Source organism: uncultured Martelella sp. (assembly GCF_963677965.2).
GTDB classification, from domain to species: Bacteria; Pseudomonadota; Alphaproteobacteria; order Rhizobiales; family Rhizobiaceae; genus Martelella; species Martelella mangrovi.
In genome coordinates this window covers 1,768,111-1,790,232 of record NZ_CAXXFM010000001.1, presented here as the reverse complement: position 1 = coordinate 1,790,232, position 22,122 = coordinate 1,768,111, and the positions used below count along the sequence as shown (strand labels likewise).

General features: G+C 60.2%; 20 protein-coding genes. 12 read left to right on the top strand and 8 right to left on the bottom strand.

Translation table 11 applies throughout. The annotated features are described in order from the left end of the window. Positions 1 to 128 precede the first annotated feature (128 nt). On the top strand, positions 129 to 878 hold the full coding sequence (locus tag ACHZCU_RS08510; protein WP_319518425.1) for a helix-turn-helix transcriptional regulator: 750 nt from the start codon (positions 129 to 131) through the stop codon (positions 876 to 878). A 106-nt stretch (positions 879 to 984) separates the two neighbouring features. Continuing rightward, positions 985 to 4,443 (top strand): pyruvate carboxylase, encoded by a 3,459-nt coding sequence (gene pyc / locus ACHZCU_RS08505; RefSeq protein WP_319518424.1) that lies wholly within the window; start codon positions 985 to 987, stop codon positions 4,441 to 4,443. A 36-nt stretch (positions 4,444 to 4,479) separates the two neighbouring features. Here the strand turns inward: pyc and ACHZCU_RS08500 are convergent, their stop codons facing one another. Then, positions 4,480 to 5,397, bottom strand: a complete 918-nt coding sequence (locus tag ACHZCU_RS08500; RefSeq protein ID WP_394706038.1) for a DMT family transporter — start codon at positions 5,395 to 5,397, stop codon at positions 4,480 to 4,482. A gap of 66 nt (positions 5,398 to 5,463) precedes the next feature. Between ACHZCU_RS08500 and ACHZCU_RS08495 the strand changes: the two genes are divergently transcribed. From ACHZCU_RS08495 to ispG, 5 genes are all read left to right on the top strand, one after another. Then, positions 5,464 to 5,946 carry a MarR family transcriptional regulator gene (locus tag ACHZCU_RS08495; protein ID WP_319518422.1) on the top strand — a complete coding sequence of 161 codons (483 nt, stop codon included), beginning with the start codon at positions 5,464 to 5,466 and terminating at the stop codon, positions 5,944 to 5,946. Positions 5,947 to 6,092: 146 nt separating this feature from the next. Continuing rightward, positions 6,093 to 6,863: a DeoR/GlpR family DNA-binding transcription regulator gene (locus ACHZCU_RS08490; protein ID WP_319518421.1), complete on the top strand. Its 771-nt coding sequence runs from the start codon at positions 6,093 to 6,095 to the stop codon at positions 6,861 to 6,863. Next, positions 6,860 to 7,255 (top strand): VOC family protein, encoded by a 396-nt coding sequence (locus ACHZCU_RS08485; RefSeq protein ID WP_319518420.1) that lies wholly within the window; start codon positions 6,860 to 6,862, stop codon positions 7,253 to 7,255. The genes ACHZCU_RS08490 and ACHZCU_RS08485 overlap by 4 nt, the downstream gene beginning before the upstream one ends. An 11-nt stretch (positions 7,256 to 7,266) precedes the next feature. Further along, complete coding sequence (locus ACHZCU_RS08480; protein ID WP_319518419.1) at positions 7,267 to 8,454, top strand: MFS transporter; 1,188 nt, start codon at positions 7,267 to 7,269, stop codon at positions 8,452 to 8,454. A gap of 60 nt (positions 8,455 to 8,514) precedes the next feature. Continuing rightward, complete coding sequence (gene ispG, locus ACHZCU_RS08475; protein WP_319518418.1) at positions 8,515 to 9,774, top strand: flavodoxin-dependent (E)-4-hydroxy-3-methylbut-2-enyl-diphosphate synthase; 1,260 nt, start codon at positions 8,515 to 8,517, stop codon at positions 9,772 to 9,774. Between the two features lie 9 nt (positions 9,775 to 9,783). Here the strand turns inward: ispG and ACHZCU_RS08470 are convergent, their stop codons facing one another. From ACHZCU_RS08470 to acs, 5 genes are all read right to left on the bottom strand, one after another. Continuing rightward, positions 9,784 to 10,005, bottom strand: a complete 222-nt coding sequence (locus tag ACHZCU_RS08470) for a DUF1413 domain-containing protein (protein ID WP_106309357.1) — start codon at positions 10,003 to 10,005, stop codon at positions 9,784 to 9,786. A 1-nt stretch (position 10,006) separates the two neighbouring features. Next, entirely contained in the window at positions 10,007 to 10,645 is a 639-nt protein-coding gene (locus ACHZCU_RS08465; protein ID WP_319518417.1) for a LysE family translocator, read from the bottom strand. A gap of 12 nt (positions 10,646 to 10,657) precedes the next feature. Further along, positions 10,658 to 11,443 carry an NAD(P)-binding domain-containing protein gene (locus ACHZCU_RS08460; RefSeq protein ID WP_319518416.1) on the bottom strand — a complete coding sequence of 262 codons (786 nt, stop codon included), beginning with the start codon at positions 11,441 to 11,443 and terminating at the stop codon, positions 10,658 to 10,660. 103 nt (positions 11,444 to 11,546) lie between these two features. Then, positions 11,547 to 12,041, bottom strand: a complete 495-nt coding sequence (locus ACHZCU_RS08455) for a hypothetical protein (RefSeq protein ID WP_319518415.1) — start codon at positions 12,039 to 12,041, stop codon at positions 11,547 to 11,549. 75 nt (positions 12,042 to 12,116) lie between these two features. Further along, positions 12,117 to 14,075, bottom strand: a complete 1,959-nt coding sequence (gene acs / locus ACHZCU_RS08450; RefSeq protein WP_319518414.1) for an acetate--CoA ligase — start codon at positions 14,073 to 14,075, stop codon at positions 12,117 to 12,119. A 200-nt stretch (positions 14,076 to 14,275) separates the two neighbouring features. Here acs and ACHZCU_RS08445 point away from each other — a divergent pair, with 200 nt between their 5' ends. Next, entirely contained in the window at positions 14,276 to 14,992 is a 717-nt protein-coding gene (locus ACHZCU_RS08445; protein WP_106309344.1) for a DUF1013 domain-containing protein, read from the top strand. A gap of 114 nt (positions 14,993 to 15,106) precedes the next feature. On the opposite strand, the gene ACHZCU_RS08440 is transcribed toward ACHZCU_RS08445, so the two are convergent. Then, positions 15,107 to 15,481, bottom strand: a complete 375-nt coding sequence (locus ACHZCU_RS08440) for a helix-turn-helix domain-containing protein (protein ID WP_319518413.1) — start codon at positions 15,479 to 15,481, stop codon at positions 15,107 to 15,109. Positions 15,482 to 15,593: 112 nt separating this feature from the next. Here ACHZCU_RS08440 and ACHZCU_RS08435 point away from each other — a divergent pair, with 112 nt between their 5' ends. Then, complete coding sequence (locus ACHZCU_RS08435; protein ID WP_319518412.1) at positions 15,594 to 16,721, top strand: NADH:flavin oxidoreductase; 1,128 nt, start codon at positions 15,594 to 15,596, stop codon at positions 16,719 to 16,721. Positions 16,722 to 16,756: 35 nt separating this feature from the next. On the opposite strand, the gene ACHZCU_RS08430 is transcribed toward ACHZCU_RS08435, so the two are convergent. Next, positions 16,757 to 17,428, bottom strand: a complete 672-nt coding sequence (locus ACHZCU_RS08430) for a YggS family pyridoxal phosphate-dependent enzyme (protein ID WP_319518411.1) — start codon at positions 17,426 to 17,428, stop codon at positions 16,757 to 16,759. 178 nt (positions 17,429 to 17,606) lie between these two features. Here ACHZCU_RS08430 and leuS point away from each other — a divergent pair, with 178 nt between their 5' ends. From leuS to holA, 3 genes are all read left to right on the top strand, one after another. Continuing rightward, positions 17,607 to 20,237: a leucine--tRNA ligase gene (gene leuS / locus ACHZCU_RS08425; protein WP_319518410.1), complete on the top strand. Its 2,631-nt coding sequence runs from the start codon at positions 17,607 to 17,609 to the stop codon at positions 20,235 to 20,237. After that, a complete protein-coding gene (locus tag ACHZCU_RS08420) occupies positions 20,230 to 20,784 on the top strand; it encodes a hypothetical protein (protein ID WP_319518409.1) in 555 nt (184 codons plus the stop codon). Before leuS ends, ACHZCU_RS08420 begins: the two co-directional genes overlap by 8 nt. Before the next feature lie 114 nt (positions 20,785 to 20,898). Next, positions 20,899 to 21,936, top strand: a complete 1,038-nt coding sequence (gene holA / locus ACHZCU_RS08415; RefSeq protein ID WP_319518408.1) for a DNA polymerase III subunit delta — start codon at positions 20,899 to 20,901, stop codon at positions 21,934 to 21,936. Positions 21,937 to 22,122: the final 186 nt, after the last annotated feature.

Here is a 22,122-nt window from a genome sequence, read left to right as displayed (position 1 = left end):
TGTAAATTTGAGCACTGTAACTTTAAGGCTGTTCGCATCTCGATGCCTGAACGGCCAAGCCTTGTAATATGAATCGTCCAGGCCGGTGCAAAGACTTTGTTGCCGCTAGCCCGAAAGAAACCGCTCCCTTGAAAAAGTTTCACGACGTGCTGGAATGTCTCGTGCTGATGCATGAGATTGATAGCCTTATCAACCTTTACAATGCAGTCGAAAAGGTCGCTCTCCGTTACAATTTTGATCGCCTTGGCCTTTTCCAGCGAACCGTCACCCCCGCAGGCAACAATGTCGCGTGGCAGAACCTTTTCGAACACATTGTGAGCGCGGATGTCTCGGTACTTTTCGATAGCGATGCCGACGGCACACTGCTGTCGTTCGGCACATCGGGCGACCCATATTACTGGGACAGAGCGACAGTCGAGACTAAAGAATTCAACCCTGCTATCTACCGCAGGCTGCGCACGCGCTGCGTGCGGGCTGCGGAAACCGGCTTGAATTACGGCGTCACCTTTCCCGTCTATCAGCGCGAAGGGCTTGCAGGCGCAATGGTGTTTGCCTGCGAAAACCGGATCGAGCTTTCCACGCTTGAGGTCAGCCTGTTCGCCACCCTTGCCAGGGAAACACTAAAGCGCAGTCTCTTTATTCTGCAATGCGGGAAACCGACGCGGCGGCGCTCGGGCATCGTTCCGGAACTGTCTGCCCGCGAGGTCACAATCCTCAGAAATCTCGCCGATGGCATGACATCGGTGGAAACCGGCAAGGCGATCGGCCTTACCAATCATACCGTCAACTGGTATGTGAGCGGGCTGCAGCAAAAACTGCATGCCCGCAACCGGCAAAACCTTGTGGCGCTTGCATTCCGGCTTGGCCTCATCTCCTGATTGGTTCAAAATAAGTCAGGCCGGAAAGCAGGTTTGCGCTCGGACCCGAGTTTGGCTATGACTTTTAAATTGCGATTTTCACGCTTTTTTCCTGAGGAGGACTTCCTTGCCGATTTCAAAGATTCTTGTCGCCAATCGTTCCGAGATTGCCATCCGCGTTTTTCGCGCTGCAAACGAACTCGATATAAAAACGGTGGCGATCTGGGCGGAAGAAGACAAACTGGCGCTCCATCGGTTCAAGGCGGATGAAAGCTATCAGGTCGGGCGCGGCCCGCATCTTGATCACGACATGGGCCCGATCGAGAGCTATCTCTCCATCGAGGAAGTGATCCGCGTCGCCAAGCTTTCCGGCGCCGATGCCATTCACCCCGGCTACGGCCTGCTTTCGGAAAGCCCCGAATTCGTCGATGCCTGCGCGGAAGCCGGCATCACCTTCATCGGGCCGAAGGCCGAAACCATGCGCCGGCTCGGCAACAAGGTCGCCGCGCGCAATCTCGCCATCGAGGTCGGCGTCCCGGTCGTGCCCGCCACCGATCCACTGCCCGACGACATGGCGGAAGTGGAGCGCATGGCCGACGAGATCGGCTATCCGGTGATGCTGAAGGCGTCCTGGGGCGGCGGCGGCCGCGGCATGCGCGCCATCCGCTCGAAGGACGATCTCGCCCGCGAGGTGACGGAAGCCAAGCGCGAGGCCAAGGCCGCCTTTGGCAAGGACGAAGTCTATCTCGAAAAGCTCGTCGAGCGCGCGCGCCATGTGGAAAGCCAGATCCTCGGCGATACCCACGGCAATGTCGTGCACCTGTTCGAGCGCGACTGTTCAATCCAGCGCCGCAACCAGAAGGTCGTCGAGCGTGCGCCCGCACCTTATCTGAACGACCAACAGCGCGCCGAGCTTGCGGAATATTCCCTGAAGATCGGCCGGGCCACCAACTACATCGGCGCCGGCACTGTCGAATATCTGATGGATGCCGATACCGGGAAATTCTATTTCATCGAGGTCAATCCGCGCATCCAGGTCGAGCACACGGTAACCGAAACCGTGACCGGCATCGACATCGTCAAGGCGCAGATCCACATTCTCGACGGGGCCGTGATCGGCACCGAAGAATCCGGCGTTCCCCCGCAGGAGGAGATTTATCTGCGCGGCCATGCGCTGCAGTGCCGCATCACGACCGAGGATCCGGAACAGAATTTCATCCCCGATTACGGCCGGATCACCGCCTATCGCGGGGCCACCGGCTTCGGCATCCGTCTGGATGGCGGCACCGCCTATTCGGGCGCGGTCATCACCCGGTTCTACGATCCGCTGCTGGAAAAGGTCACCGCCTGGGCACCCTCCCCGCAGGAGGCCGCCCGCCGCATGGACCGGGCGCTGAGGGAATTCCGCATTCGCGGCGTGGCCACCAACCTGACCTTCCTTGAAGCGATCATCACCCACCCGCAATTCATGGACTACAGCTACACCACGCGTTTCATCGACGAGACGCCGGAGCTGTTCTCCCAGGTCAAGCGGCAGGACCGTGCAACCAGGCTCCTGAACTATCTGGCCGACGTCACCGTCAACGGCCACCCCGAAACCAAGGGCCGCCCGAAACCATCCGACGAGATCGCAGCACCGGTCATTCCCTTCATCGAAGGCGACCCGAAGCCGGGCACCAAGCAGCTTTTCGACCAGATGGGGCCGGAGAAATTCGCCAAATGGATGCGTAACGAAAAGCGCGTCCTGATGACCGACACCACCATGCGCGACGGCCATCAGTCGCTGCTGGCAACCCGCATGCGCACCCACGACATCGCCTCCATTGCCGGGACCTATGCCCGGGCACTGCCGGAGCTTCTGTCGCTGGAATGCTGGGGCGGCGCGACCTTCGACGTATCCATGCGCTTCCTGACGGAAGACCCGTGGGAACGGCTTGAGAAGGTGCGTGAAAACGCCCCGAACCTGCTGTTGCAGATGCTGCTTCGCGGTGCAAACGGCGTCGGCTACAAGAACTATCCCGACAATGTCGTGAAATATTTCGTCCGCCAGGCGGCTGCCGGCGGGATCGATCTGTTCCGCGTGTTCGACTGCCTGAACTGGGTGGAAAACATGCGCGTTTCGATGGATGCCGTGGCCGAGGAAGGCAAGCTGTGCGAGGCGGCAATCTGCTATACCGGCGACATCATGAATGCGCGCCGGCCGCAGTATGACCTGAAATATTACACCGACCTTGCCAAGGAACTGGAGGCCGCCGGCGCCCATATCATCGCGGTCAAGGACATGGCCGGGCTGCTGAAGCCGGCCGCCGCCAAGATGCTGTTCACGGCCCTGCGGGACGCCACCGAACTGCCGATCCATTTCCACACGCACGATACCTCCGGCATTGCCGCAGCCACCGTGCTGTCGGCAATCGACGCTGGCGTCGACGCCGTGGATGCGGCCATGGATGCCTTTTCCGGCAATACCTCGCAGCCCTGCCTCGGCTCGATCGTCGAGGCGCTCAAGGGTCACGAGCGCGATCCGGGCCTCGATACCGGCTATATCCGTCGCATTTCGTTTTACTGGGAGGCCGTGCGCCACCAGTATGCCGCGTTTGAAAGCGATCTGAAGGGTCCGGCCTCGGAAGTCTATCTGCATGAAATGCCGGGCGGCCAGTTCACCAATCTGAAGGAGCAGGCCCGTTCGCTGGGTCTTGAAACCCGCTGGCATGAAGTGGCCCAGGCCTATGCCGACGCCAACCAGATGTTCGGCGATATCGTCAAGGTCACGCCGTCCTCGAAGGTCGTCGGCGACATGGCGCTGATGATGGTGAGCCAGGACCTGTCCGTTGCCGATGTCGAAGACCCGGCCAAGGACATGTCGTTCCCCGATTCGGTGATCTCGATGCTGAAGGGCGACCTTGGCCAGCCACCGGCCGGATGGCCGGAGGGCCTGCAGAACAAGGCGCTGAAGGGAGACGAGCCCTATACCGTGCGCCCCGGCTCGCTGCTTGAGGATGCCGATCTCGAAGCTGAACGGAAAGAAGCTGAAGAAAAGGTCGGACGCGAAATCAATGATTTCGAGCTGGCCTCCTATCTGATGTATCCGAAGGTCTTCGTCGACTACGTGATGGCAAACGAGACTTACGGCCCCGTCTCGGTGCTGCCGACGCCGGCCTATTTCTACGGTCTTGACGAAGGCGGCGAGCTTTTTGCCGATATCGAACGCGGCAAGACGCTTGTCGTTCTCAACCAGGCGATCACCAGCCCCGACGAAAAGGGCATGGTCACGGTGTTCTTCGAGCTGAATGGTGCGCCGCGCTCCATCAAGGTGCCGGACCGGGCGCATGGTGCGGCCGGCGGCGCCAACCAGAAGGTGGACCCCGCCAACCAGAACCAGATCGGTGCGCCGATGCCGGGCGTGATTTCAACGGTTGCGGTTTCCGCCGGCCAGCAGGTCTCTTCCGGCGACGTCCTCGTTTCCATCGAGGCGATGAAGATGGAAACCGCGCTCCACGCCGACCGCGACGGCATCATCAAGGAAGTCCACGTGAAGGCCGGCGACCAGATCGACGCCAAGGACCTTCTGGTGGTGTTCGAGGACTGAGGCCCCGCACTCAGCGCAATATTTGCAGAACCCCGGTCATTCGGCCGGGGTTTTTGCGTTTTCAGGCGCAACAAAGGCCGGCTGCACGTTTGCAGCGTTGCGACCCGCGGAGCGACCAAGCCAGAGGCTTGCGAGAACAAGCACGGCACCGGCGATCTGCAGCGGCGACAAAGCCTGTCCCAGCAGGACCCAGCCGAGGAGCACGGCACTGAGCGGGCTCAGGAAGCCCAGAATGGCTGCCCTTGACGGACCGATCTTCGCAATGCCGCGAAACCAGAAGAAATAGGTGAGCGCGCCGCCGACAACACCGAGCCAGACAAGACCTGCAATGTTTTGCAATGAGGGAACCGGAAAGGCCGGTTCGAAAACGAGCGCCAGAGGCAGAAGCAGCAGGCCGCCGGTGGTCAGCTGCCAGGCGGTCAGGGTCAACGGCGGGACGGGGAACTGCCATTTGCGGGTCAGGACCGTGCCGGCCGCCATCGACAGGGCACCGCCAAAGGCTGCGGCAATGCCCAGCGGATCGAGCACGGCCTCCGGCGACAGCACGAGGAAACCGACGCCGACCAGCCCGCCGAGTGCGGCGACCAGTCCCATCAATCTGATTTCCGTTCCAAGGGCCAGCCGCGCCAGAAACAGCACGATCAGCGGCTGTGTGGCGCCAAGCGTTGCGGCGACGCCACCCGGCAGGCGATAGGCGGCCACAAACAGAAGGGTCCAGAACAACGTAAAATTCAGGAAACCCAGAACAAACAGCCGCGGCAGCATGGCGAATGACGGCCACTGCCGGACCACGACAAGCAGGATGAGACCCGCTGGCAGCGCTCTGAGAAGACCGAGCGTCAGCGGCAGACCGGGCGGCAGCAGTTCGGTGGTGACGATATAGGTGCTGCCCCAGATGGCCGGCGCCAGTGCGGTGAGCAGAAAATCGGATGTCTTCGGCATTTCAGCCTCCATTTATCTTGATTTCAAAATATCCTGTTTTAACTTGACGTCAAGGTAAAATTTCTGCAGGTTCCATTCATGGATCATGTCGACAGTATTCTTGCCGAATGGCAGGCCGAGCGCCCGGACCTTGACGCCATGCCCATGGGCGTCATGGGACGTCTGAAACGGCTGCAGGTGCACCTTGCGCGCAATCTGGAAACGGTTTTCTCCCGCTACGGGCTGAATGCCGCCAGTTTCGATGTACTGGCCACGCTGCGCCGTTCCGGCCCGCCCTACGCGCTCTCGCCATCGACGCTGATGGAACGGACGATGGTATCGTCCGGAACGATGACCAACCGGATCGACCGGCTCGAAGCCGCAGGCTTCATCTCGCGCCGGCGCAATCCGGAGGACGGCCGCGGTTTCGCCATCGCGCTTACGGACGAAGGCTTTGCCCTGATCGACGAAGCGGTAACCGCGCATGTCGAAAACCAGCACAGGCTGATTGAAACGCTTGGTGCCGACGACCGCGAAGCGCTCGACCGCCTGCTGGCCAAGTGGCTGGCGGCCTTCGAGTAGAACCGTCCGGCGCGGGCAATGCCGGGCCTGTTTCTGCAGAGCCGACATTCTATCTTTGTGAGCGGAACCACCGAAACATTCCACAATACCCTTGCATGCACATTTAAACCGGATTATGCACGTTTGTGCACGATTTGGACAAAACCATGCATCTGATCCGCGAACGACAAGACATCATTCTTCAGCGCCTCAGGGCTTCAGGCCGGGTTCTGGCCGCCGATCTGGCTGCGGAATTTGCCGTGTCTGAGGACACGATCAGACGCGACCTGCGCGACATGGCCGCGCGCGGGCTGTGCGAACGGGTCTATGGTGGCGCGCTGCCCATCGCTCCGGCCGCCGGACCGCTGAACACCCGCGACAAAAAGGGCGACGCGGAAAAACAGCAGCTCGGCCGCCTGCTTGCCGGCGAGATTGACGACGGCATGACCGTTTTCCTCGATGCCGCAAGCACCAATATTGCCGCGGCCCGTGCCTTGCCGGCCGACCGGCGGGCCACAATCGTCACCAATGCACCGGCCATTGCCGCCGCCCTCGACGGGCATCGGACCCTCGATGTGATCATGATCGGCGGGCAAATTCACCACGATGTCGGCGGCGCCGTCGGCACCCGCCCGATCGAAGATATTCAGGCCTTCCATTTCGACCTGTGCCTGCTCGGCACCTGCGGTCTCGATATTGAGGCCGGCCTCACCTGCTTTCATTACGAAGATGCCCTGTTCAAGCGCGAGGCCGCCGCCTGCGCGCACCGGGTGATAACCGCCATGACCGCGGCGAAATTTGCCACCCGCGCGCCCTGCAGCGTGATTGCGCTTGATGCGCTCGATGCCCTTGCCATCCCGCACACGCTCGATGCCGGGGCGGTTGAGGCGCTTCAGGCCACCGGGCTTTCGCTTATCGGACGAGGAGACAGCCGATGAATGCCTGTCGCATTGCCCATGTCGCGCTCTGGACCGCCGATCTGGAACGTCTGGCCGTCTTCTACCGGGATGTCTTCGGCGCAACCATCGGGGAGCGCTATGAAAGCCGCCGCAGACCCGGTTTTGTTTCCCGCTTCGTGTCGCTGACAGACGGTTCTGCCATCGAACTGATGCAGGCGCCCTGGATTTTTCCGGCAGGCGACGCGTCGGCCCAAAAGCCCGGATGGGACCATATCGCCATCAGCCTCGGCAGCACCAGCGCCGTCGACCGGCTGGCGGCGGAGGCGAAAACCACCGGGTTTCTTCTCAGTCCGCCCCGAACCACAGGCGACGGCTTCTACGAGGCCGTCCTTGCCGATCCCGACGGCAACCGCATCGAAATCACTGCCTGACGAGAACAACAATGACCGATACCCCGCTTGCCGAAACCAGCCGTCCGCGCCGCTACATGTCGCCGCATCGCCTCGGTGTTTCGCTGCTGTTTCTGATGAACGGCTTCTATATGGGCTCCTGGGCGCCGAAAATTCCGGTCTTTGCCGAAAAGCTGGGCCTTTCGGAGGGCGAACTCGGCCTGATGATTCTGGTCTTCGGGGTGGGTTCAATTCTCGCCATGCCGATGACCGGCATCTTCAATGCCCGCTTCGGCTCCACCAGCGTCGTCAGGGCAGCGGCGCTGATGTTTCTGCCGTCACTGATCCTGATCACCGTGGTCAACAGCATCTGGCTCGCCGTTATCGTGATCTTTTTTTTCGGCGGCCTGATGGCGGCCATGGATGTCTCGATGAATGCCAACACGGTGGCCGTGGAAAAGGTGGAACACCGGGCGATCATGTCATCCTGCCATGCCTTCTGGAGCCTTGGCGGGCTTCTGGGCGCCGGTCTCGGCGGCTTTCTGATTTCGGCGATCGGCCCGCTTGGCCATGCGATTGCCGCAACCGTGCTCGCCGGAATTTTTCTGGTCGCGTCCTTTCCCCGGCTGGTGGCGGATACCCCCGACGGAGAAGAAAAACACCAGAAGATCCGCCTGCCGATGACACCGCTTCCCTGGCTGATCGGGGTCGTGGCGCTGTTTTCGATGATCCCGGAAGGGGCGGTCACCGACTGGAGCGCGCTTTATCTGCATGACGAACTTGGCATCGATATCGCCTGGGCCGGCTTCGGTTATGCAGCCTTCCAGCTCTCCATGACGACGATGCGCTTTGCCGGCGATCTCGTGCGCGATCGCCTCGGCGGGGTAACCACCATGCGGATCTGCGCGGTGCTCTCGGTCATCGGACTGCTGCTTGCGGGCCTCGCCCCCACGACGCCGATCATCATCATCGGTTTCGCGATTGCCGGTCTCGGTATTTCCAACATGGTGCCGATTGCGTTTTCCGCCGCCGGCAATCTGCCGGGCATGGCGCCTGGTATCGGCCTGTCGGTCACGACCACGCTCGGCTATTCCGGCATTCTGGTCGCCCCTTCGGCAATCGGCTTTCTGGCCGAGCATACCGGCTTTGCACCGATTTTTGTCGGCTTGTCGCTTCTCCATGTTATCGTCTTCCTGCTGGCGCCGCTGATGCGTTATGCCGACCGCGACAAGGTGGGCTGACAGTTGACAAGATGGCGGCATTGTACCACCTGAAAGGCAGTTTCCGTTTCGGAGAAAATGATGACCTTTGCCGCCCCCCGCAATTTCGATCCCCTGCCCCGTCGCGCATCCGTTGCCGTCAATGTCGGTGGCGTGCTTGTCGGCGGCGGCGCGCCGGTGGTCGTCCAGTCCATGACCAATACCGACACGGCCGATATCGACGCCACTGTGGCGCAGGTTGCAGCCCTTTCGAAAGCAGGCTCCGAACTGGTGCGCATCACCGTTGACCGTGATGAGGCGGCGGCCGCCGTGCCGCGCATTCGCGAGCGGCTGGAACATCTCGGCCTCGATGTGCCGCTGGTCGGCGATTTTCACTATATCGGCCACAAGCTTCTTGCCGATCATCCGGCCTGTGCAGAGGCGCTTGCCAAATACCGCATCAATCCCGGCAATGTCGGTTTCCGCGACAAGCGCGACAAGCAATTTGCCGATATCATCGAAATGGCGATCCGCTACGACAAGCCGGTGCGCATCGGCGTCAACTGGGGCTCGCTCGACCAGGAATTGCTGACGCGGCTGATGGACGAAAATTCCGAAGCCGGTTCACCGCTTTCCGCCCGCGATGTCACCCGCGAGGCGATCGTCCAGTCAGCGCTGATTTCGGCGGATCTTGCCGAAGAAATCGGCCTGCCGCGAAACCGCATCATCCTTTCGGCCAAGGTTTCCCAGGTTCAGGACCTGATTGCGGTCTATTCGATGATCGCCGAACGTTCCGACCACGCGCTGCATCTTGGCCTGACCGAAGCCGGCATGGGCACCAAGGGCATTGTCGCATCGTCTGCGGCCATGGGCTATGTGCTGCAGCACGGCATCGGCGATACGATCCGCGTTTCGCTGACGCCGGAACCCGGCGGCGACCGCACCCGCGAGGTGCAGGTGGCGCAGGAACTGTTGCAGGTCATGGGCTTTCGCCAGTTCGTGCCGGTGGTGGCCGCCTGTCCCGGCTGTGGGCGCACCACCTCGACGGTGTTTCAGGAGCTGGCCTCGAAGATCCAGGCCGATATCCGCAAGAACATGCCGATCTGGCGTGAGAAATATCCAGGCGTGGAGGCCCTCAACGTCGCCGTCATGGGTTGCATCGTCAACGGCCCGGGTGAGAGCAAACACGCCGATATCGGCATTTCGCTGCCCGGCACCGGCGAAACCCCGGCAGCCCCGGTCTTCATCGACGGCAAGAAAGCCAAGACCCTGCGCGGCCCAAACATCGCTGCTGATTTCGAGGCCATGGTCGATGACTATATCGAAAACCGTTTCGGCACCGGCAGCCAGGCCGCCGAGTGAAACAGGGAGCTATCCCTTCTTCAGGTAGATCCGGCCGCCGCCCTTCTTGCGGCCGGTGTCTTCCACATCGGGAAAGCGCCCTTTGCGCACGGCATTGAGGAATTCGCGGCCGATTTTCACCTTGTCGCCGATATAGAGCCGGTTCCAGCCCTCGCCATAAAGCGTCGGGAAATGAAACTCGCCCGGCTCCATTGCGAGCAGCCGGTTCGCTATGTCGTCTTCATCAAGCATATCAGATCCGTGTTGTGAGGAGCTTGAAGCCTGCGAGTGTAAAGAGAACCGCCATCGTCCCCTCGATGGCACGGCGGGCCTTGTGGTAGCCACGCACGACCACGCCGGACGAAAACAGCAGCGCCAGCGTGTTGAAGGTGAGAAAGCCGATAAACTCGGCAACGACGATGAACAGGATGATTGTCCCATAACCCGCATTCTGCGGCAGGCCAATGGACACAAGCGAGACCCAGGTGAAGATCGCCTTCGGATTGGTTAGGTGGATGTAAAGGCCGCGCCGGTAAAACGTGCCGAAGCCTGAACGCCCGGCAATCTTCGGCACCATGGCATGCGCATCCGACCGCGTAGCCGCACGAAAACTCTTGAAGGCGAGGTAAAGCAGGTAGCACCCGCCGACGATCTTCAGCACCATCAGACCATAGGCAAGTTTTGTTACGACGGCCGCCATGCCGGTGCCCGCCAGCACTGCCCAGAAAAAGGAACCGGTCAAAGCGCCGTTTGCAAGTGCAATGGCCTGGCGCCGGCCGTGGCCCATGGCCGTGCCGGCAATGGCAAGCGTTGCCGGGCCGGGGCTGACCACGGCGATGAAATAGGCGGTCCAGGCAAGGACCAACGGCCCGAAAAGCGCGGCGGAGTTCATTGGCATATCCTGTCAGTCGGAAGTGGGTTTCGCATTCTCGAACCGGTCCCAGATCCCGTCAAGCGCTTTTGAAAATTCCGTATAGACCTGGTTTTCCTTCAGATGGGTCAGCACCTGCTCATTGGTGCCGCCACGGGTGGCCGATTCATGGGTCAACTCGGAAAATGACATTTCCGGTGCATTGCGGGCCGTTGCTGCCAACGCATAGAACACGGCACCGGAAAATGCCCGTGCCTTGTCGGCCGGCACATCCTTGCCTTGCAACCAATCTGCAATGGTCTCGTAATAGGCATAAGCGCCGGCAAGCGAAGCGGTAGCGACACACAGTGCCTGATATTCGGCCTCGGTTTCGACCGCAACGACCGTGCCGAGCGGCTCGAACATTTCAATCGCGTCCTCATCCGGCGGGAAGATCGGTGTCGGTCCGCCGTGGAAGGCAACGGCCGGCAGCGGCGTGACGAGCGTGATCCGCGTCGCCGGCGCCACGATTCTTGAAAGCCGCGCCTGGCTGTAGGTCGGCATGAAACTGATGACGTGGTGCGCCGTCCCGAATTTCAGATCCGCGGTGATCGCCTCGCCATCCTGCGGCCTGAGCGCCAGGCAAACGGTTTCAGAGCCATCGACCACATCCTGATTGCTGCCGGCGATTTCGACATTTTCGAAGCGGTCGGCCAGTTCCGCCGCAATCTGCTCGTTGCGCGGCGACAGAAGAATGGTCGGCTTTTCGCCCTCGACCGTGCTCATGCCGGTCACCACCGCCCGCGTGATCTCGCCCGTTCCGATAAATCCGATTGTCATGACATTCCTTCCTGCATTGCTGCGTCAGCATAGAAGGACATGGATGGCTTGAAAACGGGGGAAGGAAGAAAGCGTGGTGGTCTTCGTCTCTTCGCTGTTCGTACTAATTGCCCGTGCCCGGACAGTTTGCCTGCACGATATCAAAGGCTTTCTTCGCCCCGATACTACTGAGAAGGCCATTTTTCTTTTCCGTGCGGAAAGCCAGATCAGCACTGTCGGCATTGCTGAACAGGGTCATTATTTTCCGGGATTGATCGGCATCAATGGCAAGAAGGCTGCCGAAAGCAGGAATCTTTTCCGAAACGAAACTGTATTCCGTAACATCATCGCCTGACCGAAGCGCCAGTTTTGCGGCTGTTTCGAACATCATGATGCGTTCCGGCTGGAAGAAGATGACGACATTGCCGTCTTTTGAACAGACGGCACCCAGCGAAGCCTTATCGAAATCGTCGCCTGTCTCAGAGACCATCGCAAGCGGTATGATCGTCCTGTCAAAAATGTCCTGATGGAATTGCACGCTCCATCCGGCCTTCAGATCATCCGCCCGGGCTACCGTTGCACAGATAATCAACGCGACGATGGCGACGATCCGAAACATCCTATATTGCCCTCCGCCTTTGAATGGAAAGACAGGGAAGCGCCTGATATGGCCGCTTCCCTGTCTCACACATACCTATGCCGCCTTGGATTTGTTCTGACGGTTTTCGATCAGGTCGTCGACGACATCAGGATCGGCAAGCGTCGAGGTGTCGCCGAGTGCGCCGAAATCATCCTCGGCAATCTTGCGCAGGATGCGGCGCATGATCTTGCCGGAGCGGGTTTTCGGCAGGCCCGGCGCAAACTGGATCTTGTCCGGCGTGGCGATCGGTCCGATTTCGGCGCGCACCCATTTGACCAGTTCCTGCCGCAGCGCTTCGTCGGGATCGTGCTCGCTCATCAGCGTGACATAGCAATAAATGCCCTGCCCCTTGACCGGATGCGGATAACCGACCACGGCCGCTTCGGACACGAAATGGTGCGAAACCAGCGCGCTTTCGATTTCCGCCGTTCCGAGCCGGTGGCCGGAAACATTGAGCACATCATCGACGCGGCCGGTGATCCAGTAATAACCGTCTTCATCGCGCCGGCAGCCGTCACCGGTGAAATATTTCCCCTTATAGGTGGAAAAATAGGTCTGGACGAAACGGTGATGGTCGCCATAGACCGAGCGCGCCTGGCCCGGCCAGCTGTCGGTGATGCACAGATTACCATCGGCAGCCCCTTCCAGCACATTGCCCTCATTGTCGACCAGTTGCGGCTGGACGCCGAAGAACGGCCTAGTGGCCGAACCGGGCTTGAGATCGGTGACCCCCGGCATCGGCGTGATCATCATGCCGCCGGTTTCCGTCTGCCACCAGGTATCGACAATCGGGCAGCGCTCCTCACCGACAACGCGGTAATACCATTCCCAGGCTTCCGGATTGATCGGCTCGCCGACCGAGCCCAGCAGGCGCAGGCTCTCGCGCGAGGATTTCTTCACCAGATCGTCGCCGGCCCCCATCAGCGCGCGGATCGCCGTCGGCGCGGTGTAGAGAATGTTGACCTTGTGCTTGTCGATCACCTCCCAGAACCGGCCGGAATCCGGGAAGGTGGGCACGCCCTCGAACATCACCGTCGTGGCGCAATTGGCCAGCGGCCCGTAGACGATATAGGAATGACCGGTGACCCAGCCGACATCGGCCGCGCACCAGTAGATATCGCCCTCCTTGTAGTCGAACACATATTCATGGGTCATCGAGGCCCAGACGAGATAGCCACCGGTGGTGTGCAGAACACCCTTCGGCTTGCCCGTGGAGCCGGATGTATAGAGGATAAACAGCGGGTCTTCCGCCTTCATCTTCACCGGCGGGCAATCGCCCTTCACGGTCTTGATTTCCTCGTGATACCACATGTCGCGTCCGCGGGCCCAGCCGACATGGCCGCCGGTGCGGCGCACGCACAGTACGTGGTTGACGAGGACATACTGTTTTGCCGCGATATCGATGGCGAGATCGACATTTTCCTTCAGCTGGATCGGCTTGCCGCCGCGCACGCCCTGGTCGCAGGTGACCACGAAGGTCGATTCACAATCGACGATACGGCCGGCCAGCGCTTCGGGCGAAAAGCCTGCAAACACCACCGAATGGATTGCGCCGATGCGCGCGCAGGCCAGCATCGCATAAACCGCTTCCGGCACCATCGGCATATAGATCGTCACCCGGTCGCCCTTCTTGACGCCGTACTTCTTCATCACGTTCGCCATCCGGCAAACCTGATCGTAAAGCTGGTTATAGGTGATCTTCTTGTCGATATAGGGGTTGTCGCCTTCCCAGATGATGGCGGTCTGTTCCCCGTGGGTCTTCAGGTGGCGGTCGATACAGTTGTAGGAGACATTGGTCTGGCCGTCCTCGAACCACTTGATCGAGACCCGGCCCTTGAACGACGTATTCTTGATTTTGGTATAGGGCTTGAACCAGTCGATCCGGCGGCCGTGCCGGTCCCAGAAGATTTCAGGCTCCTCGACGCTTTCCTGATACCATTTCTCGTATTTGTTGGCGTCGATCAGAGCACGCGTCTTCGCCTGCTTCAAAACCGGATAGGTCTTGCCTGACATGCTTTCCTCCTCATGATTTCCTCCGTTGTCCCCATTCATACAGTCTCAGACGATGTCTTCAATAAGACATTCGTCAATTGTTTCGACGTGATTGCATTCGAAGCGCATAGGGATTATATGAACGCCCATGTATTCCCGGAAATTGTGGCAAACACCCACGGACCGCGACACCGGCGCGGACGACAGAAGGACTATATCCAATGGCACAAAAGCTGCTTATGCCCAAGGCGACAGCCGTATGGCTCGTGGACAACACGGCCTTGTCGTTCGATCAGATTGCCGATCTCTGCAAACTCCACCCGCTGGAAGTCAAGGCGATCGCGGACGGCGAATCCGCACAAGGCATCAAGGGTCTCGACCCGATCTCGACCGGACAGCTTTCGCGTGAAGAGATTGCACGTGCGGAAGGCAACCCGAACCACAAGCTGAAGCTTTCCGAACCGAAGGTGCGCGTGCCGGAATCCAAGCGCAAGGGCCCGCGTTACACGCCGGTTTCCAAGCGTCAGGACCGCCCGAACGCCATCCTTTGGCTGGTGCGCAACCATCCGGAACTGAAGGACGCGCAGGTTTCGCGCCTTGTCGGCACCACCAAGTCGACCATCGAGCAGATCCGCGACCGCACCCACTGGAACTCGGCCAATCTGACGCCGATGGACCCGGTCACGCTCGGCCTCTGCAGCCAGATCGATCTGGACCTTGAAGTCGAAAAATCCGCCAAGGACCGTCCGCTGCCGTCTGCGGAAGAACTCGATAATGCCCGGCTTGCCTCTGCCAGCGAGATGGAAAGCCTTGGCGACAGCGTCAGCTCTTCGTCGCAGGAAGACAAGGAAATGTCCGCCGACGAGGTGTTCTCGCGCTTTGCATCGCTCAACAACAATGACGATGAAGACAAGGACGAGGATGACGATAACCGCTGATCAGCAGCGGTACGCTTCGCCCATGGCATGGGAGGGGCCCAGATGCCCCTTCCGAGACGCTCCTTCCGATAGCTGAAAACGGCGGTATTTCAGTTTTTCCTGATCGCGTTGTTTTCAGCTCATCCTCTGGTCAAAATCCTTGCGGGCCTCGGCGATCTCTGCGCCGTTCTCCACAACCCAGTCATAGAGACCGCAATAGAGCGCTTTTACCGACGCGCCCAGCGTGGTCAGTTCGTATTCGACACCGACCGGGGAGGTCGCCAGCACATGGCGCCGGACGAGACCGTTGCGTTCAAGCCTGCGCAATGTGTCGGTCAGCGCCTTCTGGCTGACCCCTTCCAGACGTTTCCTGATGGCATTGAAGCGATGCGGCCCGTAGGAAAGCACCGTCAAGGTCATGATCGACCACTTGCCGGAGATCTGGTCGAGAATCTCCCGGCTCATGCAGCCGGCATTGAATTGCGGACATTGTTCGACGCGCTGATCCATGGGTTTCCTCTCCTATACCTAGGCAAAGCATAGTGCCTTATTGACACTAGGTCTATATTTTATACCTATAGCGGCGTCATTCCCAGGACAGATCCGACCGGAAGGAAAATTCATGCCCCAAAGCACAACAGACGCCCTGTTCAGACCGTTCAAATTCAAGAAACTCGAGCTGAAAAACCGTATCGTCATGGCGCCGATGACGCGCAGCTTCTCGCCGGAAGGCATTCCCGGCGACAATGTAGCCGCCTATTACAGGCGGCGCGCGCAAAACGATGTCGGCCTGATCCTCTCCGAAGGCACCGTCATCGACCGGCCGACCTCGAAAAACGACCCGGCCATCCCTGATTTTCACGGTGAAAAGGCGCTTGCCGGCTGGAAGAACGTCATCGATACGGTTCATGCCGCCGGCGGCAGGATGGGACCGCAAATCTGGCATGTCGCCAACACGGTTGCCAGCCCGGACTATCCGGACCCGGATGAAACCGAAAGCCCGTCCGGTTTTGTCAAACCGGGCGAGAAGCGCGGCCGGGCCATGAGCGAGGAAGACATCGCCGACACGATCGCTGCCTATGCCAAAGCCGCAGCCGATGCCGAACGCCTCGGCTTCGACGTGGTCGAGCTGCATGGCGCGCACGGTTACCTGATCGATCAGTTCTTCTGGCCGGAGCTCAATCTGCGCACCGACCGCTGGGGCGGCCCTTCCATTTCCGAGCGCGTGCGTTTTGCCGTCGAGACCCTGAAAGCCGTGCGGGAAGCCGTCTCCGACGACATGCCGGTCATCATCCGCCTCAGCCAGTGGAAACAACAGGATTACGGCGCCAGGATCGCCACCTCGCCCGACGAGATGGCCGAATGGCTGGAACCGCTGGTGGATGCGGGTGCGGATATTCTCCACTGCTCGCAGCGCCGTTTCTGGGAGCCGGAATTTCCCGAAATCGATGGTGAAAACGGCCTCAACTTTGCCGGCTGGGCCAAGAAGATTACCGGCGTTCCGACGATCTCCGTCGGTTCCGTCGGCCTCGACGGCGCCGACTTCCTCGGTTCCTTCGGCGGCCAGCAGACATCGGTCTCCGCAGCAGGCATTACCCGGCTGGTCGACCGTATGGAAAAGAACGAATTCGACCTTATCGCGGTCGGCCGCGCCCTTTTGCGGGACCCGGAATGGGTGAAAAAGATAAAGGCCGACGAGACCGACAGGCTCGAAGCGTTTTCACGTGAAACACTGGCCGAGCTTTACTGACAAAGGCGGGCGGCTTCGGCCGCCCCTCACCCGATTTACGCCGCGTAATCGCGCGCGCCGAAGATCGCGGAGCCGACGCGCACGCTGGTCGCGCCGAAGGCAACCGCGATTTCATAGTCGCCGGACATGCCCATGGACAATTTCGGCACGCTGTTTTCGCTTGCAAGATCGGCAAGCAGCGCGAAGTGCGGACCGGGATTTTCGCCGGCCGGCGGGATACACATCAGACCTTCGATCTCAAGACCCAGCTCATCGCGGCACAGTGTCAGAAATGCCCCCGTCTCGCGCGGGTCGATTCCGGCCTTTTGCGGCTCATTGCCGGTATTCACCTGAACATAAAGCCGGGGCGCCCTGCCCTGCTTTGCCATTTCCTTGGCAAGCGCGCGGGCAATCTTCTCGCGGTCGACGCTTTCGATCACATCGAACAGCTTCACCGCATCTTCGGCCTTGTTGGATTGCAGCGGCCCGATAAGGCGCAGTTCAAGATCCGGTGTTTCCTGCTTCAGTTCCGGAAATTTCCGCTGCGCTTCCTGAACCCGGTTTTCGCCGAACACCCGCTGGCCTGCCGCGATTGCCTCGCGGATCATATCGGCCTCGTGGGTCTTGGAAACGGCCACCAGCGTCACCGCGTCTTTTGCCCGCTCGGCCTCATGTTCGGCTGCAGCGATTTTCGTGCGCACATCTTCGAGGTTTTCGCGAACACCCATCGGCCTGAACTCCCTTCAATTCATGTCGGCGCACCTTATGGCAAAGGTGCGGTGCGCCGCAACGGGTCCGCAGCGGTTTCCCGCACCGCCAAATCGCCCCGTTTAACTTGACGCTGAGGCGCTTTCATGATGAAGCTCACCGCCAAAATCCAAAAGAAAATGACCGAGTAGCTGCACTATGGCCTCTGAACGATATAATCCGCGCAAAGTCGAACCCGAATGGCAGAAGAAGTGGAACGAGGACAATGTCTTCGTCACTGATAATGCCGACCCGCGCGATACCTATTATGTGCTTGAAATGTTTCCCTATCCGTCGGGACGCATTCACATTGGCCATGTCCGCAACTACGCCATGGGCGATGTTGTGGCGCGCTATAAACGGGCACGCGGTTTCAATGTTCTGCACCCGATGGGCTGGGACGCCTTCGGCATGCCGGCCGAAAACGCTGCGATGCAGAACAAGGTCCACCCCAAGGACTGGACCTATGACAACATCGCGACCATGCGCAATCAGCTCAAATCCATGGGCCTGTCGCTGGACTGGACCCGTGAATTTGCCACCTGCGATGTCGAATATTATCAGCGCCAGCAGCATCTGTTCCTCGACATGCTGGAAAAGGGCCTGGTCTACCGCAAACAGTCGAAGGTGAACTGGGACCCGGTCGACATGACCGTGCTTGCCAATGAGCAGGTGATCGAGGGGCGCGGATGGCGCTCCGGCGCACTGGTTGAAAGCCGCGAGCTGACGCAGTGGTTCTTCAGGATCACCGATTACGCCCAGGAGCTGCTGGACGCGCTCGACACGCTCGACCATTGGCCGGAAAAGGTCCGTCTGATGCAGAAGAACTGGATCGGCCGCTCCGAAGGCATGATGGTGCGCTGGGACATTGCCGACGGTGCGGGCAAGGCCGGCAATCACGAAGAGATCACCGTCTATACCACCCGCCCCGATACGCTGTTCGGCGCATCCTTCATGGCGATTTCGGCCGACCACCCGCTGGCCAAGGAAGCCGCGAGGCACGACGACAAGGTTGCCGCCTTCTGCGAGGAGACGCGGCGCGCCGGTACATCGCTGGCCGCCCTCGAGACGGCTGAAAAGAAGGGCGTCGACACCGGTATTCGCGTGCGTCATCCCTTTGACGACAGCTGGGAACTGCCGGTTTACGTCGCCAATTTCGTGCTGATGGATTACGGCACGGGCGCGATCTTCGGCTGCCCCTCCGGCGACCAGCGCGACCTGGATTTCGCCCGCAAGTTCGGCCTGCCGGTGACGGCCGTGGTGATGCCGAAGGATGGCGATGCGGCAACGTTTGCAATCGGCGACGAGGCCTATACCGACGATGGCGTGATGATCAATTCGCGCTTCCTCGACGGCATGAGCACCACAGATGCCTTTGAAACCGTTGCGCAAAAGCTTGAAGGCGAAGTCGTGCGCGGTGCGCCGCGCGGCGAACGCAAGGTCAATTTCCGCCTGCGCGACTGGGGTATTTCCCGGCAGCGCTACTGGGGCTGCCCAATCCCGGTGATCCACTGCGATGACTGCGGCGTGGTGCCGGTTCCCAAGGCTGATCTTCCGGTTCAGCTGCCCGACGACATCGATTTCGAAAAGCCCGGCAATCCGCTCGACCGTCACGCCACCTGGCGTCACGTCGCCTGCCCGCAATGCGGCAAGGATGCCCGGCGCGAAACCGACACGATGGACACATTCGTGGATTCCAGCTGGTATTACACCCGTTTTACCGCACCGCACGAGGACGCGCCGACGGACCCGGCCGTGGCCGACCGCTGGCTGCCGGTCGACCAGTATATCGGCGGCATCGAGCACGCCATTCTGCACCTGCTCTATTCGCGCTTCTTCACCCGTGCGATGAAGGCAACCGGCCATGTCAGCCACGAAGAGCCGTTCAAGGGCCTGTTCACCCAGGGCATGGTGGTGCATGAAACCTATCGTATCGGCGGAAACGGCCCGAAAGGCCGCTGGGTCCCGCCGACGGACGTCACGGTGGACGAGACAGATGGCGTTCGCAAGGCCGTCCTCACCGAAACCGGTGAAGAGGTTGCCATCGGCGCCATCGAGAAAATGTCGAAGTCGAAGAAGAACGTTATCGACCCGGATGATATTCTGGCGACCTATGGCGCCGACACGGCCCGTTTCTTCGTGCTGTCGGATTCCCCGCCGGACCGCGACGTGGTCTGGACCGAAGCCGGCGTTCAGGGCACGTTCCGCTTCGTGCAGCGCATCTGGCGGCTGGTATCCGAAGCCGCCCCGACGCTCGCCGGTGTCGAACCTGCAGCAGGCAAGGACGGAAAGGCGCTCGAAGTTTCCCGCGCTGCCCACAAGACGCTGAAGGCCGTGGCAGCCGACCTCGACGGCCTCGGGTTCAACAAGGCGATTGCACGGATCTACGAACTGGTGAACGTGCTGGCGCAGCCGCTTTCGGAAATCGAGACGGCGGATGACGAACTGCGCGGCGCCGTGAAACAGGCAAGCCTGTTCCTGACCCATTGTTTTGCACCGATGATGCCGCATCTGGCTGAAGAATGCTGGCAGGCGCTCGGCGCTGAGGGTATGATCGCCATGGCGGCCTGGCCGGACTATGATGAAGCCCTGACCGCCGACAATGAAATCACGCTGCCGGTCCAGATCAACGGCAAGAAGCGCGCCGAACTGACGGTGGCGCGCGATGCCGATCAGGACAGTATCAAATCGGCGGTGCTGGAGCTTGAAGCGGTCGTTCGGGCGCTGGATGGCAAGGCCCCGCGCAAGATCATCGTTGTGCCGCAAAGGATCGTGAATGTTGTTGTCTAAACCACGTCTGAGAGCGATTGCCTTTTCACTTGGCGCCTTGGCCGCCGTTGCCACACTGGCATCATGCCAGGTGCGGCCGCTTTACGGCGGTGCGGAAGGCACGGCGCTGAACGCGAAAATGCACGAACTTGCCTTTTCCGTGCCGACAACGCAGGTCGCACAATATGTCCGCAATGAGCTGATCTTCCTGACAGGCGGCGGCGCGGGCGAAAGCATCAACGCAAAATATGATGTCAACCTTTCGGCCTTTTCCGTAACCTCGGAACTGCTGCAGGATGATTCATCGGATACGGCACGTGCCGGCCGCACGATCGTGACAGCGGATTTTGCACTGCGCCGGCGGGAAGACAACAAGCTTCTTGCAAGCGGCCGCCGACAGGCGACAGCGCTTCTCGACTTTCCTTCGCAGGAATTTGCCAAATTGCGGGCAATTCGCGATGGCGAGCAACGGGCCTCCAAGGAAGTTGCCGAGATCATCAATGCCGATCTGGCAATAGCACTCAGCAAGGAACCACCGCTGGAGCTGCCCAAACAGCCGGTAAAATAGGGCTGTACGGCGACAATGCGCGTGTGACCGCCCGGGCCTGATCGATATCCGCAGGCCCGGGTTTTAAAGCAACAGGCCTGAACGTCCGCAGCAACGATCGGAACCGGTTGAGCGATGACGGAAATCAAATCCTACAAGTTCGATGAGTTCCTCCGGCAGGACGCCTCACGTTACCGGTTGTTCCTGATCTATGGTCCCGACCGCGGACTTGTGAGCGAACGCGCAGGCCTGATTGCCAAAAGCACCGGTGTTCCGCTCGACGATCCGTTTTCCGTCATGAAGCTCGATATCGGCGATATCGAAGGGGATGCCGGCCGGGTCGTTGATGAAGTCAACGCAATCGGGCTTTTCGGCGGATCCCGCCTTGTCTGGGTGCGTGCCGGCGGCAATGACAAGGCGCTGACAAGCGCGCTCAACACCCTTTCCGAACGCCCGCCTGAAAGCGCCTGCCTTATCATCGAGGCCGGAGAGCTGCGCAAGGGCACGGCCATGCGCAAGGCCGCGGAGACCTCACGCCAGATCGCTGCAATCCCCTGCTACGCCGACGATGCGCGGGCGCTCAACGCGCTGATTGACCAGACGCTTGGCGAAGCCAATCTGCGAATAACACCGCAGGCGCGCCAGCTTCTTGTCTCCATGATCGGCGGCGACAGGCTGGCCACCCGCAATGAAATCGAAAAGCTTGCGCTTTATGGCCGCGGGCTCGAGGTCATCAATGAAGATGACATTACCGCCGTTATAGGTGACGCCAGCGCGATTTCCGCCGATGATGCCGTCGACGCCGTGCTTTCCGGTGACGTGGCCGCTCTCCGTCACTCCATGGCGAAGATTTCACAGTCCAAAACGCCGATTTTCCTGATCCTCAACGGCTGTATCCGACAGTTTCACCTTCTTGACCGCATGCGTGCCGACATGGAAAGCAAGCGTCAGCCGGCAAGTCAGGTGATGCAGACCCATGGAAAGCAGATATTCTTCCGCCGCAAACCGGTGTTTGAAAAGGCGCTGTCGGCCTGGGACGGCAATGCCACCGAGCGCGCGCTGCGTATGCTGTCGGAAGCCGTCCTCAACACGCGCCGTTATCCCGCCCTCGAGGAGAGCATCGCCATGCAGACCTTGCTGGCCCTCACGCTGAGATCGAACCGTCGCAAATAGAACGCTGCACAGCCTCCCCAGGCCTCAGACAGCCTGACTTCGATTTCCAGATCGATATTGAAACATAATAATAATAGGTGCGCTTACCGGTTCTCTCACTACAGATCGGCCGCAGGCACGATGTACAATCGTTCAGCGCCAGCAATCCGAACCAGAGTGAAAAACAAAGCACGCAGCATTAAGAGG

Coding starts and splice junctions, on each gene's coding strand:
- ACHZCU_RS08500 (WP_394706038.1), bottom strand. CDS start 5,397: ATGGAGGCTGAAATGCCGAAGACATCCGATTTTCTGCTCACCGCACTG.
- ACHZCU_RS08495 (WP_319518422.1), top strand. CDS start 5,464: ATGGATCATGTCGACAGTATTCTTGCCGAATGGCAGGCCGAGCGCCCG.
- ACHZCU_RS08490 (WP_319518421.1), top strand. CDS start 6,093: ATGCATCTGATCCGCGAACGACAAGACATCATTCTTCAGCGCCTCAGG.
- ACHZCU_RS08485 (WP_319518420.1), top strand. CDS start 6,860: ATGAATGCCTGTCGCATTGCCCATGTCGCGCTCTGGACCGCCGATCTG.
- ACHZCU_RS08480 (WP_319518419.1), top strand. CDS start 7,267: ATGACCGATACCCCGCTTGCCGAAACCAGCCGTCCGCGCCGCTACATG.
- ispG (WP_319518418.1), top strand. CDS start 8,515: ATGACCTTTGCCGCCCCCCGCAATTTCGATCCCCTGCCCCGTCGCGCA.
- ACHZCU_RS08470 (WP_106309357.1), bottom strand. CDS start 10,005: ATGCTTGATGAAGACGACATAGCGAACCGGCTGCTCGCAATGGAGCCG.
- ACHZCU_RS08465 (WP_319518417.1), bottom strand. CDS start 10,645: ATGAACTCCGCCGCGCTTTTCGGGCCGTTGGTCCTTGCCTGGACCGCC.
- ACHZCU_RS08460 (WP_319518416.1), bottom strand. CDS start 11,443: ATGACAATCGGATTTATCGGAACGGGCGAGATCACGCGGGCGGTGGTG.
- ACHZCU_RS08455 (WP_319518415.1), bottom strand. CDS start 12,041: ATGTTTCGGATCGTCGCCATCGTCGCGTTGATTATCTGTGCAACGGTA.
- acs (WP_319518414.1), bottom strand. CDS start 14,075: ATGTCAGGCAAGACCTATCCGGTTTTGAAGCAGGCGAAGACGCGTGCT.
- ACHZCU_RS08445 (WP_106309344.1), top strand. CDS start 14,276: ATGGCACAAAAGCTGCTTATGCCCAAGGCGACAGCCGTATGGCTCGTG.
- ACHZCU_RS08440 (WP_319518413.1), bottom strand. CDS start 15,481: ATGGATCAGCGCGTCGAACAATGTCCGCAATTCAATGCCGGCTGCATG.
- ACHZCU_RS08435 (WP_319518412.1), top strand. CDS start 15,594: ATGCCCCAAAGCACAACAGACGCCCTGTTCAGACCGTTCAAATTCAAG.
- ACHZCU_RS08430 (WP_319518411.1), bottom strand. CDS start 17,428: ATGGGTGTTCGCGAAAACCTCGAAGATGTGCGCACGAAAATCGCTGCA.
- leuS (WP_319518410.1), top strand. CDS start 17,607: ATGGCCTCTGAACGATATAATCCGCGCAAAGTCGAACCCGAATGGCAG.
- holA (WP_319518408.1), top strand. CDS start 20,899: ATGACGGAAATCAAATCCTACAAGTTCGATGAGTTCCTCCGGCAGGAC.